This is a genomic window from Luteimonas sp. A534 (assembly GCF_054072805.1).
This window is the reverse complement of sequence record NZ_JBSVRR010000002.1, coordinates 488905-503240: the sequence shown is the minus strand read 5'-3', so window position 1 is coordinate 503240 and position 14336 is coordinate 488905. Positions and strand designations below refer to the sequence as shown.

Annotated in this window: 12 protein-coding genes; all 12 read left to right on the top strand. The window is 65.2% G+C overall.

Translation table 11 applies throughout. From position 1 onward, the window contains the following. The first annotated feature begins 22 nt into the window (after positions 1-22). The 12 genes from ACW5F0_RS06985 to ACW5F0_RS06930 all read left to right on the top strand — a co-directional run bounded on the left by ACW5F0_RS06985 (position 23) and on the right by ACW5F0_RS06930 (position 14324). Positions 23-2326: a PAS domain S-box protein gene (locus tag ACW5F0_RS06985; protein ID WP_456965682.1), complete on the top strand. Its 2304-nt coding sequence runs from the start codon at positions 23-25 to the stop codon at positions 2324-2326. A 169-nt stretch (positions 2327-2495) separates the two neighbouring features. After that, positions 2496-3098, top strand: a complete 603-nt coding sequence (locus ACW5F0_RS06980; RefSeq protein ID WP_456999367.1) for a lipid-binding SYLF domain-containing protein — start codon at positions 2496-2498, stop codon at positions 3096-3098. A gap of 101 nt (positions 3099-3199) precedes the next feature. Beyond that, positions 3200-4225, top strand: coding sequence for a formylglycine-generating enzyme family protein (locus ACW5F0_RS06975; RefSeq protein ID WP_456999366.1), 1026 nt, complete (start codon positions 3200-3202; stop codon positions 4223-4225). 2 nt (positions 4226-4227) lie between these two features. After that, positions 4228-4596: a DUF1622 domain-containing protein gene (locus ACW5F0_RS06970; RefSeq protein WP_456965687.1), complete on the top strand. Its 369-nt coding sequence runs from the start codon at positions 4228-4230 to the stop codon at positions 4594-4596. Beyond that, positions 4593-5117: a YidH family protein gene (locus ACW5F0_RS06965; protein WP_456965688.1), complete on the top strand. Its 525-nt coding sequence runs from the start codon at positions 4593-4595 to the stop codon at positions 5115-5117. The genes ACW5F0_RS06970 and ACW5F0_RS06965 overlap by 4 nt, the downstream gene beginning before the upstream one ends. A gap of 15 nt (positions 5118-5132) precedes the next feature. Continuing rightward, positions 5133-5513, top strand: a complete 381-nt coding sequence (locus ACW5F0_RS06960) for a hypothetical protein (RefSeq protein WP_456965689.1) — start codon at positions 5133-5135, stop codon at positions 5511-5513. A gap of 40 nt (positions 5514-5553) precedes the next feature. Then, on the top strand, positions 5554-7917 hold the full coding sequence (locus ACW5F0_RS06955; RefSeq protein ID WP_456999365.1) for an arylsulfatase: 2364 nt from the start codon (positions 5554-5556) through the stop codon (positions 7915-7917). A 169-nt stretch (positions 7918-8086) separates the two neighbouring features. After that, entirely contained in the window at positions 8087-9043 is a 957-nt protein-coding gene (locus tag ACW5F0_RS06950) for a SphA family protein (RefSeq protein ID WP_456999364.1), read from the top strand. A gap of 164 nt (positions 9044-9207) precedes the next feature. Continuing rightward, complete coding sequence (locus ACW5F0_RS06945; protein WP_456999363.1) at positions 9208-11580, top strand: arylsulfatase; 2373 nt, start codon at positions 9208-9210, stop codon at positions 11578-11580. A 248-nt stretch (positions 11581-11828) separates the two neighbouring features. Then, the gene (locus ACW5F0_RS06940; protein ID WP_456965693.1) at positions 11829-13034 is read left to right on the top strand and encodes a hypothetical protein; all 1206 of its coding nucleotides are present in this window, start codon (positions 11829-11831) and stop codon (positions 13032-13034) included. 56 nt (positions 13035-13090) lie between these two features. Continuing rightward, positions 13091-13873, top strand: coding sequence for a hypothetical protein (locus ACW5F0_RS06935; RefSeq protein ID WP_456965694.1), 783 nt, complete (start codon positions 13091-13093; stop codon positions 13871-13873). A gap of 13 nt (positions 13874-13886) precedes the next feature. Then, positions 13887-14324, top strand: coding sequence for a hypothetical protein (locus ACW5F0_RS06930; RefSeq protein ID WP_456999362.1), 438 nt, complete (start codon positions 13887-13889; stop codon positions 14322-14324). Positions 14325-14336: the final 12 nt, after the last annotated feature.

Below are 14336 nucleotides of genomic sequence, written 5' to 3'. Positions count from 1 at the left end.
CGGCCCGCTTCCGGGAGTAGACTTGGCCGCGCTCGCCAACGGGGTCGATGCCGGAATGCTGGGCTTGAGCTGGATCAACCTGGTGTGGCCCATGGTGGCGGCTGCGAGCCTCACGCTCGCGGGCATCCACCTCGTCATCTGGTGCAGGCAGAGGAGCCAGCACGCCAACGTCCTGTTCGCGCTGACCGCGGTCTCGGTCGCGCTCATCTCGATGTTCGAACTGGCGCTGATGCGCGCGCGGACGCCGGACGAGTACGGCGACCTGGTGCGCTGGGCCCATGTCCCCATCGCGGTGCTGGTCGTGGGGCTCGTCGGATTCGTGCTCGTGCACTTTCGTGCCGGAAGCATGCCCCTGGCGGTGGCGGCCTGCCTGAGCCGGATTGCATGCCTGGCGCCCAACTTCCTTTCCGGCGCGAACCTCAACTTCCACTCGATTGCGGAACTGCGGACGCTGCCCGTATGGGGCGGCGATGCCATTTCGGTGCCCGCAGGCGCGCTCCCCAGCCCGTGGATGGCGCTGGGCCATGCCAGCGTGTTGCTGCTGGTGCTGTTCATCGCCAGCGCGATCGTGCAGGTCTGGCGCCGCGGGCCCTCCCCCGATCGTCGCAGGGTGCTGGTGGTCGGCGGCGGCATGGTGCTGTTCGTCCTGTTCTCCGGCGAATGGACCTGGGCGGTGGTGCATGGCGAGGTGCGGGGTCCGCTGGCCTTCAGTCCCGCCTTCCTGTTCGTGCTGCTGGGGATGGGGTATGAGCTCGGTGGCGACTTGCTTCGGGCCGGCCAGCTGGCCAGGCACCTGGCTGCCGCCGAGCTGAGGCTGCACGAGACCCGGCGCAGGATGGACCAAGCGGTGCACGCCGCCGATGTCGGGCTCTGGAACTGGAACATGGCCGGTGGGCGCTCCTGGTTCTCGGATCACGCGCTGCGCCTGCTGGGGTGCAGCCCCGGCGAGGCCTTCGACATGGCGCGGCTGCTCGAACGCGTGCATCCCGAAGACCGCCATCGCTTCGACGATGCGCTGCGGGACGCGCTGAACGCGGATGGCGCCTACATGTGCGAGTACCGGATCCTGCTTCCCGACGACACCACGCGCTGGCTCGTGGCCCGCGGCCAGGCCGAGTCAGGCGACGGGCGCGCGGTGACGCGCATCGACGGGGTGCTGGTCGACATCACCGAGCGCAAGCACGCCGAGGAGCGGTTCCGCCTGGTCGTCGAAAAGGCACCCCTGGCCATGCTGATGACCGATCCGGAAGGCCGCATCGCGCTTGCCAACCAGCAGGCGGAAGCGCTGTTCGGCTACTCGCGCGCGGAGCTGGCCGGCATGCCGGTGGAGCGGATCGTTCCGGCGCGGTTCCGCCGCGTCCATCATGCCGATCGGACCAGGTTCATGGCCGCGCAGCGCGCCATCGGCAACGGCCGCGACATGTACGGCCTGCACAAGGACGGGGCCCGGATCCCGATCGATGTGGCGCTCAACCCGATCCCGATGGAGTCCGGCCCGTTCGTGCTGGTGTCGGTGATGGACCTGCGCGAACGGATCCGCATGGAGCGCGAGATCGCGCTGCAGCGCGACGAGCTTGCGCACCTGTCGCGGCTGGCCCTGCTGGCGGAGCTGTCGGGTTCGCTGGCGCACGAGCTCAACCAGCCGCTCACCGCGATCCTGGCCAACGCGCAGGCGGCGGTCCGCTTCCTGGCCCACGCACCGCCCAACCTCGAGGAAGTGCGCGACGCCCTTGCCAACATCGTCGACAGCGACAAGCGCGCGGGCGAGGTCATCCGCCGCCTGCGTGCGCTGCTGCGCAAGGAGCTCTCCGACTACGGAAGCCTCGACGTCAACGAAGTGGTGCTGGACGTCCTGCGCATCATCCGCAGCGACCTGTTGAACAGGAGCGTGGAGGTGGTGCTCGACCTCGCCGAGGGCATGCCGCGCGTGCACGGGGACAAGGTGCAGCTGCAGCAGGTGCTGTTGAACCTGATCATGAACGCCAGCGATGCCATGAACGACCTCGCGCATGGCCGCGAGCTTTCGGTGGTGACCGTGCTGGCGGCCGACAACCGGGTGACCGTGTCGGTCTCGGACATCGGGAAGGGCATTCCAGACGGAGACACCGAGCGCATCTTCGTGCCGTTCGTCACCAGCAAGCGCGAGGGCCTCGGCCTCGGGCTTGCGGTGTGTCGGACGATCATCAATGCCCACGCCGGCACCTTGTGGGCCACCAACAACGCGGGTCCCGGCGCAACGCTCGCCTTCAGCCTGCCCGCGAGTGACCACCCCGGATCCGATGGTGGCGCGCAGGACGGGCGTGGCCTGGGGCCGGCTCCCACCTGAGGACGCGGCCAAAGCGAGCCGCCCGCGTTTGAACCGATGCGACCAAGGGGCAATTGGGCCCGTGCGCGTTTCCTGCTTCCATGCGTCACAGACAGGTCGCCTCCCCCACACGGCGTACGTCGTCCCGCGCGCATATGGCTTGCAACGAGTCGCATCGAGGAACCGCGCCATGAAAGTATCCAAGTTCGCCTGGCTCCAGTGTTCAGCGCTGGCCCTGCTGGTGCTGGCTGGCTGCACCAGCAGCAACATCCGCGATGCGGCACCCGGCCAGGAACGCGCAGCCGCGGTGGAGGAAGAACGCAATGAGGTGCGCGCGGCAGCGCGCAGCACGTTGCAGGAGCTCTACGCCACGCAGCCGGGCGCCAGGCAGGCGGTGGAAGGCGCGGCCGGGCACGCGGTATTCAGCAACTTCGGCATGAAGATCCTGGTCGCTGGCGGTGGCTCCGGGAAGGGCATGGCCGTCGACAGGGCGGGGCGGGAAATCTTCATGCGCATGGCCGAGGTGCAGGCCGGCCTCGGCTTCGGCGTCAAGAAATTCCGGGTCGTGTGGGTGTTCGACACGCAGGCGGCGTACGACGAATTCGTCACCAAGGGCTTCGAGTTCGGAGGCCAGGCGACGCTTGCGGCGCAGGCCGGCGGACAGGGCGCCGCGTACGCCGGCGCAGTGTCGGTCTCGCCGGGCGTCTGGGTCTACCAGATCACCGACGACGGACTCGCGGCCGAGCTGACCGTGAAAGGCACCAAGTACTACCGCGACAAGGATCTCAACTAAGTCGGACAGTCAAGTCGATCGCCGCCGCACGCCAGTCCGGCGCCGATGCGTCCGCTGATCCGCCTCTTTCGGCTTGCCATCGCGGTGCTTGCACCGCAGGCATGCGCGAGCGCGTCGAGTTCCTCCGGAGCCTGTCAATGAACGCAACGATGGAAAACGAGGTCCATGCGGACGTGGGGCGACTCGCACCGCTTCCGGGAATGGTCTGGATTCCCCCGGGCAGCTATCGCATGGGGTCGGACCATCACTATCCCGAAGAAGCGCCAGCACACCAGGTCAAGGTCGACGGCTTCTGGATGGATGCGGCCCCGGTCACCAATGCCCGGTTCGGGCAGTTCGTGTCGGATACCGGCCATGTGACGTTCTGCGAAATCGCGCCCGATGCGGCCGACTACCCTGGCGCCGATCCGGCGATGCTCATCCCCGCGTCGGTGGTCTTCGTCCCGCCGACGCATCGCGTGGGACTGGAAAATCACTACCAGTGGTGGCAATTCGTGCCGGGCACGGACTGGCGACACCCCCTGGGTCCAGCGAGTTCGCTCGATGGTCGCGACAACCACCCCGTCGTGCATGTCGCGTATGCCGACATCGAGGCGTATGCGCGCTGGGCCGGCAAGCAGCTGCCGACCGAGGCCGAGTGGGAATGGGCCGCGCGCGGCGCGGGGGGCGATACCGAATTCGCATGGGGTGATGAACTGGCTCCGTGCGGAAAGCACCAGGCCAATACCTGGCAAGGCGAGTTTCCCTGGCAGAACCTCGCCGAGGACGGGCATGTCGGCACCTCGCCGGTCGGCACGTATCCAGCCAATGCCTACGGGCTGTCGGACATGATCGGCAACGTCTGGGAGTGGACCAGCGACTGGTACAGCCAGCGCCACGCCGAACCTGCAGCCAAGGCCTGCTGCATTCCAAGCAATCCGCGCGGCGGTGCACGTGACGCCAGTTTCGATCCGGCGCAGCCGCACATCCGCATCCCGCGCAAGGTGATGAAGGGCGGCTCGCACCTGTGCGCGCCGAACTACTGCCAGCGCTATCGCCCGGCCGCACGCATGTCGCAGCCGGTCGATACCTCGACGTCGCATCTTGGTTTCCGCTGCGTGGTCCGTGCCGGGCGGGGGAGCGACTAGCGATGGAAGCGCTGTTCCGCGAGCTCTCCAATGCCGTGGCGCTGGCGCTCGAGGCAGCCTCGGTGCTGATCATCGTGATCGGCGCGATGGAGTCCCTGTACCGGCTCGTGGTGCCGCTGATCGCGCGCGTGGATACGCATGGCGTGCGCCGTGCGGCGTGGCTGGTCCTGGCCCGCTGGCTGGTGCTCAGCCTGGAGTTCATGCTCGCGGCGGACATCGTGCGCAGCGCCATCGCACCCAGCTGGGACGACATCGGCCAGCTCGCTGCGATCGCGCTGATCCGCACCTTCCTCAACTACTTCCTCGAACGCGACCTGGAAGAAGCGGCGCAGCTGAAAGACGCGCCCGGCAACCCGGCGGAGGCTTCGTGAATACTCCCCATGATCCCGCAGGCGACCGCGTCAAGCCGCTGCCGGAAGCGCTGGCCAGGTCGGTGGAAGGCAAGGACAGCGGTACCGCGTCGACCCTGCTTTCGACGCACAGGACCCAGCTGTCGGAGCACCGCACCAACCTGTCGGAGCATCGCACCGGTCTGTCCGACCTGCGATCGCATCTGTCGAACGAACGCACCCACCTGTCCTACCTGCGCACCGCGATCTCGCTGATCGGCTTCGGCATCACCATCAACCGCTTCAGCGTGTTCCTGCAGGAGCAGGGCAAGGTGGCGGCCAACCAGACCGGTCCGATGCTGCGCAGCTCGGAGCACGCTGGTGCCGGGATGGTCGTCATCGGCCTGGTGCTGATCGTGTGGTCGTTGTACCGCTACTGGCACGTCAACGAGGACATCGAGAAAGCGCGATTCAGGCCGCTGCATCGCGCCGTGATCATGCTCACGGTGCTGCTGGTGCTGGCAGGCGGATTCACGGCTGCCTGGCTGTTTCTCCAACAGTAGGTCCGGGAGCTCGGTATGGACGACATGTGGATGCGCTTCGTCGAGAACATGATCGACCGGGTCAGCGGGCCGATGAAACTCAGGCTGCTCCTGCAACCGACCATGGCCGCCATCTTTGCGGTCCTGGATGGCTTGAAGGATGCGAAGTGGGACAAGCCGCCGTACTTCTGGGGGCTGCTGAAGGATCCGCAGCACCGCCGGGAGATGGAACTGGATGGCTGGAAGCACGTCGGCAAGGTTTTCATCCTGGCGCTGGTCCTGGACGTCGTCTACCAGGTGATGGTCGCGCGCTTCGTCTATCCGGGCGAGGCCGTCGTCGTCGCGATCGTCCTGGCGATCGTGCCCTATCTGATGCTGCGCGGACTGGTCAACCGCCTGGTGCGCAAGTTCGGTTGATGACCCGGAACTGCTCTTCTGTGCTCCCAAGGAGATACCCATGTCCACCCAAAAAAATGACATCCAACGCAGCATCCTGCCCATCCCGGACCTCCAGCACGTGGGTGTGACCACGTATGACGCCAAAGACCCGGACGCGAAGTATCCGAAGATCGAGCAACTGCGTCCGCCGAAGGGCGCGCCCAATGTGCTGGTCATCCTGATTGACGACGTGGGGTTTGGCGCATCGAGCGCGTTCGGCGGACCTTGCCACACGCCGGCTGCCGAGCGATTGGCGAAGAACGGACTGAAGTTCAATCGCTTTCACACCACCGCGCTCTGCTCGCCGACGCGCCAGGCGTTGCTGACCGGGCGCAACCACCATTCGGTGAGCATGGGTGGCATCTGTGAAATCGCGACCTCGGCTCCGGGCTACTCGTCAGTGCTGCCGAAGAACAAGGCGCCGCTGGCCATGACGCTCAAGCTCAACGGCTATTCGACGGCGCAGTTCGGCAAGTGCCACGAGGTGCCGGTCTGGCAGACGAGCGCGATGGGCCCCTTCGACCAATGGCCCTCCGGCGGCGGCGGGTTCGAGTACTTCTACGGCTTCATCGGCGGAGAAACCGACCAGTACTATCCAGGCCTCTATGAAGGTACGACGCCGATAAATCCGGGCAAGACACCCGAAGAGGGCTACCACTTCACCGAGGACATGACGAACAAGGCGATCGCCTGGATCCACCAGCAGAAGTCGCTGATGCCCGACAAGCCGTTCTTCATCTATTTCGCACCTGGCGCGACCCACGCGCCGCATCACGTGCCGAAGGATTGGATCGACAGGTACAAGGGAAAATTCGACGGCGGATGGGACCGGCAGCGCGAGGAGACGTTCGCGTGGCAGAAGAAGCTGGGCGTGATTCCCGCTGATGCTGTCCTCACCGAGCGGCCCGCCGAGATTCCCGCCTTCGATGAGATGCCGGAGGCGCTCAAGCCGATCCTCAGGCGCGAGATGGAGATCTATGCGGCGTTCCTCGAGCATACCGACCATCATGTTGGCCGCCTGCTCGATTCCCTGAAGGACCTGGAGATCCTCGACGACACGCTGATCTACTACATCATCGGCGACAACGGCGCTTCAGCAGAGGGGACGCCGAATGGCTGCTTCAACGAAATCGCCGTGCTCAACGGCATGGGTACGCTGGAAACGCCTGAGTTCCTGATGAGCAAGATCGACGACTTCGGCGGGCCGGAAGCCTCGAACCACTACGCGGTGGGTTGGGCGCATGCGATGAACACGCCTTTGCAATGGACCAAGCAGGTGGCGTCCCACTTCGGCGGCACCCGCAACGGCACCATCGTCCACTGGCCAAACGGTATCAAGGCCAAGGGCGAGGTCCGCACGCAGTTTCATCACGTGATCGACATCGCGCCGACGGTGCTCGAGGCGGCAGGGATACCTGCTCCGATGATCGTCAACAGCGTGCAACAAGCGCCGATCGAGGGCACCAGCATGCTGTACGCGTTCAATGACGCCAAGGCGGCGGAGCAACGCGAAACACAGTACTTCGAGATGTTCGGCAACCGGGGTATCTACCACAGGGGTTGGACCGCCGTGACCCGGCATGGCATCCCTTGGGTAGGCTTCTACGACCGTACCTTCGATCAGGATATCTGGGAGCTGTATGACACCAATACCGACTGGAGCCAGTCGAAGGACCTGGCCAAGGACAATCCGGAGAAGCTGTACGAGCTGCAGCGGCTGTTCCTGATCGAAGCGGTCAAGTACAACGTGCTCCCGCTCGACGAGCGCCTGTTCGAGCGCTTCAACCCGGACCTCGCCGGCCGGCCCCAGCTCATCAAGGGCAACACGCAGCTGCTGTATGGCGGCATGAACCGGTTGAGCGAAGGTTCGATCGTCGCTACCCACAATAAGTCGTACTCGTTGACCGCGGAGATCGAGGTGCCGAAATCCGGCGCCGAAGGCGTCATCGTCGCCATGGGCGGCATGACGGGCGGCTGGAGCTTCTACGCCAAGAACGGCAAGTTGAAGCACTCCTACAACTTCTTCGGCATCAATCAGTACTTTGCCGAGGGCACGCAGCCCATTCCTGAAGGGAAGCACCAGGTCCGCATGGAGTTCAAGTACGACGGCGGCGGCACTGCCAAGGGCGGCACCGTGTCGCTGTACGTGGACGGCAAGAAAGACGGCGAAGGCCGTGTCGACCAGACCGTGCCGATGGCGTTCGGCACAGAGACCTGCGACCTCGGCGAGGATGCCGGCGCACCCGTGTCTTCGGACTACGAGGCAACGGGCAACCGGTTCTCCGGTCAGGTCAACTGGGTGCAGATCGACTTGGAGAAGGACGATAACGACCACCTGATCTCGCCGGAGGAGCGCTTCACGCTGGCGATGGCGCGGCAGTAAGAACTGCCGGCGGTCGAGTTGATGGCCGGGAAGAACTGGATCGTGAGGACTTTTGGTGGCTGGCCGGCCCAGTGCCCGCAGGCGTGGTCATGCAGCGGCACGAAATGGGATTCAACGTCGACGCGGTGATGAACAATGTTACTGAGAGCTCCGGCCGAAGGAGGTCGTGATGAATCCTCGGAGCTGGCTCACGTTGGCGGTTGCCTGGGCCGGCCTCGCCGCAACGCCAGCTGTCCTCGCCGATGAGGGCGGCGTGAGCTTCTGGATGCCGGGGCAATTCGCCAGTTTCGTGGCGGCACCTGGCGACCCGGGTTGGTCGCTCGGCATGGTCTATTACCACGCCACTACCGATGCCGACGCCGCGCAGTCGTTTCCCCGCGGCGGGCGAATCGCCGCTGGTCTCGATGTACGAGTCGACCTGTTGCTCCTCGCGCCGACTTTCGTAGTAAAGACACCGGTCGCTGGCGGGCAGGCCGCGTTTTCCATTGCCGGGTACGTGGGACGTGTCGATGTCGAGACGACCGCCATGCTCCAGGGGCCGCTCGGCAATACGTTTACAGGCGGCTTGCGCGATTCGCTCCAGGGCGTAGGCGATCTTTATCCGTCAGCGTCGCTGAAATGGAACCATGGCAACCACAACAACATGGTCTACACGATGGCGGGTGTGCCGGTCGGATCCTATCGGGCCGATCGCCTTGCCAATCTCGGCAGCAACCACTGGTCGGTCGATGTGGGTGGTGGCTACACCTACCTGAATTCGACCAAGGGGCGCGAGTTCTCGGCCGCAGTTGGCGTGACCCACAACTGGGAGAACCCGGACACGGGCTACCAGAACGGCGTCAGCGCGCATCTGGACTGGGCGGCGTCGCAGTTCCTGTCCGAGACAACGCATGTCGGGCTGGGCGGCTACTTCTATCGACAAGTCACCGGCGACAGCGGCGCCGGGGCGGTGCTCGGCGATTTCAAGTCCCGAGTCTCAGGCATCGGGCCGCAAGTGGGGTACTTCTTCCCCTTGGGCGCACACAAAGGCTACGTCAACGCCAAAGGCATCTACGAGTTCGATGCAAGGAATCGTCCATCGGGCTGGAACGCGTGGGTGACGTTGGCCATCCCCCTCGGCCGATAGCATCCCGCTGCACCGCTCCGGCCGGCCATGTGTCCGGCCGACATCCTGGGCCTGAGCTGCATCCACGCCCATCGGCCGACACTCGAATTAGGCCCTAGGTCCAATTGAGGCCACTCTTTTCCGCGCCGCAGAATCAATGAACGCGATCAGGAAGGAATATGGCGATGTCCGACGAAAAGATGGCTCGAACTGTTTTGCCCATTCCCTCATCTCCCCGCATAGGCCTGATCACCTATGACGCGAAGGACCCGGATACAAAATTCCCGCCGATCGAGCAGTTGCGCCCGCCCAAGGGCGCGCCCAACGTGCTGGTGATCCTGATCGATGATGCAGGCTTCGGCTCCACAAGCGCGTTTGGCGGACCTTGCAACACGCCGAATGCCGAGCGCCTCGCGGCGCGGGGCCTGAAGTACAACCGCTTCCACACGACGGCGCTCTGCTCGCCGACGCGCCAGGCCCTGCTCACCGGTCGCAATCATCACTCGGTCGGCATGGGCTGCATCACCGAGGCCGCCACCGGCTCTCCTGGCTATTCATCGGTTCTGCCAAACACCATGGCTCCGCTGGCGAAGACGCTGAAGCTCAACGGCTACGCCACTGCACAGTTCGGCAAATGCCATGAAGTGCCGGTGTGGGAAACCAGCCCGGCCGGCCCGTTCACTGCGTGGCCCACGGGTGGCGGCGGGTTCGAGTACTTCTACGGCTTCATCGGTGGCGAGGCCCATCAGTGGTATCCGTCGCTCTACGAGGGCACCACGCCGATCGAGGTGAAGAAGACACCCGAAGAGGGCTATCACTTCATGGAGGACATGACCGACAAGGCGATCGGCTGGATCGGCCAACAGAAGGCGCTGATGCCTGACAAGCCGTTCTTCATCTATTTCGCGCCCGGCGCGACCCACGCGCCGCACCACGTGCCGAAGGAATGGGCCGACAAGTACAAGGGCAAGTTCGACCAGGGCTGGGACAAGCTGCGCGAAGAGACCTATGCGCGGCAGAAGAAGCTCGGCGTCATTCCCGAGGACTGTGCGCTTACCCCGCGGCACGAGCAGATCCCCGCCTGGGACACCATGCCCGAGGAGATGAAGCCCGTGCTCCGGCGCCAGATGGAGGTGTATGCAGGCTTCCTCGAATACGCCGACCATCATGTCGGCCGCCTCTTCGACACGCTCGACAAGCTGGACCTGAGCAACGACACGCTGATCTATTACATCATCGGCGACAACGGTGCGTCGGCCGAGGGTACATTGATCGGCGCCTACAATGAGATGGCCAACTTCAACGGCTTGGCAGCGCTGGAGACTCCCGAGTTCCTGATGGAACGGCTCGACAAGCTGGGCGGGCCGGAGTCTTACAACCACTATGCCGTTGGTTGGGCGCATGCGATGAACACGCCCTATCAGTGGACGAAGCAGGTCGCGTCCCACTGGGGCGGCACCCGCAACGGCACGATCGTGAGTTGGCCGACGGGGATCAAGGGCAAGGGCGAGATCCGCTCGCAGTTCCATCACGTCATCGACGTCGCCCCAACCATCCTGGAGGCGGCGGGCCTGCCGCATCCGGTGTTGGTTGACGGCATCCAGCAGGCGCCGATCGAAGGCGTCAGCATGGTGTACTCAATGAATGACGCAAAGGCCGCCGAACGCCGCGAGACCCAGTATTTCGAAATGTTCGGCAACCGCGGCATCTACCACAAGGGCTGGACGGCCGTGACGCGGCACAAGACGCCGTGGCTCCTGGTCGGCGACAAGATTCCGGCGTTCGACGACGACACGTGGGAGCTCTACGACACCAGCACGGATTGGAGCCAGTCGCGTGATCTCGCGGAGAAAAAGCCGGACAAGCTGCGCGACCTGCAGCGGCTCTGGCTGATCGAGGCGACGCGCTACAACGTACTGCCGCTCGACGATCGCGCCGCTGAACGCTTCAACTCCGACCTGGCAGGCCGCCCCGTCCTCATTCGCGGCAATACGCAGATCCTCTTCGGCGGCATGGGACGGCTTTCGGAGAACTCCGTCATCAGCATCAAGAACAAGTCGCACTCGGTGACAGCGGAGATCGATGTGCCGGATGGCGGCGCGCACGGCGTGATCATCGCGCAAGGCGGCAATATCGGTGGCTGGGCGCTTTATGCCAAAGAGGGAAAGCTCAAGTACTGCTACAACCTGATCGGCGTAAAGCACTTCTTTGCCGAGTCCGACAGTGCGATCCCGGCCGGATCCCATCAGGTCCGCATGGAGTTCGCCTATGCAGGCGGGGGACTTGGCAAGGGCGGGGCGGTCACCCTCCTTATCGACGGCAAGCAGGTAGGAAAGGGCCAGGTCGAGGCGACGGCCCCGATGGTGTTCTCGGCCGATGATGGCCTCGATGTCGGCTGTGACACCGGGGCTTCGGTTTCGCCCGACTTCGGCCCGCAGGACAACGAGTTCAACGGCACCGTCAGGGGCGTCCAGCTGGCCATCGCGGAGGCTGCGGAAGACTCCGATCACCTCGTGTCGCCGGAGGAAGCCATGCGCGTGGCGATGGCTCGGCAGTAGCGGGACTGTCTGTGCCCGGGTGATGAAGCAGGAGGGCGCGATGAGTCTCCTCGTTGTTGGCGATCAGAACAGAGCCAGGGCCGAGACCAGGTCGGCGAAGGATGGCCCCCTGCCGGCTCGGGTGTCCACGTCCTGCGCACGACGGCCGTCGCCGGCTGCCTCCCACCTCCATTCGGATGCGACCTTCATGGCCGACATGGACGCCGCCCGGGCCTCGCTGGCGATCAAGATCGCGGGCGTACTCTGAGATGGAGCGCAGGGCCGGCGAGCGACACCCGGCAGCGTCCATCGGCACCGAGGACTTCTCGCTCGTGCTGGGAGGGCCGCTGTATCGACTGCTGCTCAAGATGCGCCTCGCCCGGCCGCCGCTGAGACTCCTGCGTCGCCGCATGCTGGCGATCGTCGCGCTCGCGTGGCTGCCGCTGCTTCTGCTCAGCATCGCGGAAGGCAGCGCAGTGTCTGGCGTCACGATTCCGTTCCTGTCGGACGTCGAAGCCTATGCACGCTTCTTGGTGGCATTGCCCTTGCTGCTGTTCGCGGACGTGATCCTCCACCGGCGACTTGCCGAAGTCGTTGCACAGTTCCGGCGAAGCCAGGTCGTGTCGGCGGATGTCGTGCCGCGTTTCGAGGAGGCTGTCGCCTCGGCGGTTCGCCTGCGTGATTCCGCGCTGGTCGAGTTCGCGATCCTGGCCATCGTGTTCGTCGCGGCACCGTTGGCATGGCATTACGCCCCTGCGCTTCCGGCCAGCACCTGGTACGCCAACGTCCAGGCCGGGCGGGTCGACCTGACGCGTGCGGGCTGGTGGTTCGTGCATGCGAGCGTGCCGCTGTCGCAGTTCATGATCCTGCGCCTCTACTTCCGCCTGTACATCTGGGGACGTTTCCTGTGGCAGGTGTCGCGGCTGCCCTTGCATCTCACGCCAGCCCATCCCGACCGCGCAGGCGGGCTCGGCTTCCTGCAGGACAGCGTGGCCGGCTTCGTGCCGCTGCTGCTCGCACAAGCCATCACCGTGTCCGGATTCATTGCCAGCCGTGTGCTGTTCGACGGCCGCAACGTGCTCGACTTCCGCATCGAGCTGGTGGCCCTCGCGGTGACGCTGCTGGTGGTGGTCCTGCTGCCCTTGTCCCTGTTCACGATGCGCCTCATCGAAACGCGGCGGACGGCGCTGAGCGGCTACGGCGGACTGGCCTCCTCCTATGTGCACGAATTCGACCGCAAATGGCTTCAAGGCGAGGCGCCGCGCGACGAAGCGCTTCTTGGCAGTGCGGACATCCAATCCCTCGCCGACCTTGCGGGTAGCTACGACATCGTGCGCGGCATGCGCCCGATGCCCTTCGACACCCGCGTGGTGATCCAGGTACTGGCCGCCATCGTGCTTCCGTTCCTGCCACTGGTGTTCACGGTGTTCTCGTTGCCGGAGCTGCTGCGTCGCCTGGTCCAGGTGCTGCTGTGATGTCCGGTGGAAGCGTGCGGTTGCCGCGTTCGAATCCCTTCCGAAGGAGAGTTGCGATGAATGCACTGATGAAGACCTCACCAACCAAGGGCAGGGACCTGCGACGTGCGGCGCTCGGAACCGCGCTGTGTGTCGCCGGTCTTTCGCCCCTGGCACAAGCGGCCGACGGTGGCGGTTGGGAGTGGATGGTGGCGCCGTACGGATGGGCCGTGAGCATCGGCACCGATCTGGAGAGGGGCGTGCCGCCTGCGGGCGGCATCAGCAACGATACCGGCTTCGACGATATCGTCGACAAGATCGACGGCGCCTTCCAGCTCCACGTGGAAGGGCAGGGCGAACATCTCGGCATGTTCACGGACTTCACGTTCCTCGGCTTGGCGGACAGCAACGACCACCCCCGCTTCCACACGGAAGCCGACCTGGATACGCGCCTGTTCGAACTGGCGGCCGTATGGAGCCCTGGTGAAGGCCGCTACCGGGGATGGGACCTGTTCGCCGGCCTGCGTTACATCGACGTCGACCTGACCGTGCGGTTCGACCCGGAGAATCCGCAGTTCGAATCGACGACCTTCGACGGCGGCGATTCCTTCAGCGACCTCATGGTCGGCGCGCGCTACACGTGGGCACTTTCCGATCGCTGGGGCGTGACATTGCGCGGAGACGGTTCCTTCGGCGACACCGAGGGCACCTGGAACGCCAGTGTGGTGGGGACGTACCGGATGAAGCATGGCGCGTGGCTGTTCGGCTACCGCTACCTCTCGGCCGAATTCGAGACCGGAGACAGCTCCACCGAGATCACCTTGAACGGGCCGATGGTCGGCTACGGGTTCATGTTCTGAGCAGGAGAACGCAATGCGCAAGCTGATCCGCATCATGGTCGCCGTCGCCCTGTCCGCATGCGTGGCATCGGCATGGGCACAGAAACCAAGCGCCTATCCCGGCAAGGGACAGAGTGCCGAACAGCAGGGCCAGGACGACAGCCAGTGCCTGGCCTGGGCGAAGCAGGACACCGGCATCGATCCGACAGCCGTGGCCGGCACGCCGACCGCACCCAAGGGACCGCAGGGAGAGCGCATCCGCGGCGCGGCGCGCGGCGCCGTGCTCGGGGAGGTCGTCAGCGACGATGCCGGCACGGGCGCCGCCATCGGCGCGCTGGCAGGCGGACGCCGCGCGCGCATCAACCAGGCGACGCATGCGCAACAGGCGGAGGCGCAGCAGTCGCAACAGCTCGATACCTATTACCGCGCGTACGGCGCCTGCATGCAGGGCCGGGGCTATAGCGTCAACTAGCAGCCGTCGGGA

Excerpts from the sequence above, each read along its gene's own strand:
- ACW5F0_RS06980 (WP_456999367.1), top strand. The coding sequence starts at position 2,496 with ATGAAAGTATCCAAGTTCGCCTGGCTCCAGTGTTCAGCGCTGGCCCTG.
- ACW5F0_RS06975 (WP_456999366.1), top strand. The coding sequence starts at position 3,200 with ATGCGCGAGCGCGTCGAGTTCCTCCGGAGCCTGTCAATGAACGCAACG.
- ACW5F0_RS06970 (WP_456965687.1), top strand. The coding sequence starts at position 4,228 with ATGGAAGCGCTGTTCCGCGAGCTCTCCAATGCCGTGGCGCTGGCGCTC.
- ACW5F0_RS06960 (WP_456965689.1), top strand. The coding sequence starts at position 5,133 with ATGGACGACATGTGGATGCGCTTCGTCGAGAACATGATCGACCGGGTC.
- ACW5F0_RS06955 (WP_456999365.1), top strand. The coding sequence starts at position 5,554 with ATGTCCACCCAAAAAAATGACATCCAACGCAGCATCCTGCCCATCCCG.
- ACW5F0_RS06950 (WP_456999364.1), top strand. The coding sequence starts at position 8,087 with ATGAATCCTCGGAGCTGGCTCACGTTGGCGGTTGCCTGGGCCGGCCTC.
- ACW5F0_RS06945 (WP_456999363.1), top strand. The coding sequence starts at position 9,208 with ATGTCCGACGAAAAGATGGCTCGAACTGTTTTGCCCATTCCCTCATCT.
- ACW5F0_RS06940 (WP_456965693.1), top strand. The coding sequence starts at position 11,829 with ATGGAGCGCAGGGCCGGCGAGCGACACCCGGCAGCGTCCATCGGCACC.
- ACW5F0_RS06935 (WP_456965694.1), top strand. The coding sequence starts at position 13,091 with ATGAATGCACTGATGAAGACCTCACCAACCAAGGGCAGGGACCTGCGA.
- ACW5F0_RS06930 (WP_456999362.1), top strand. The coding sequence starts at position 13,887 with ATGCGCAAGCTGATCCGCATCATGGTCGCCGTCGCCCTGTCCGCATGC.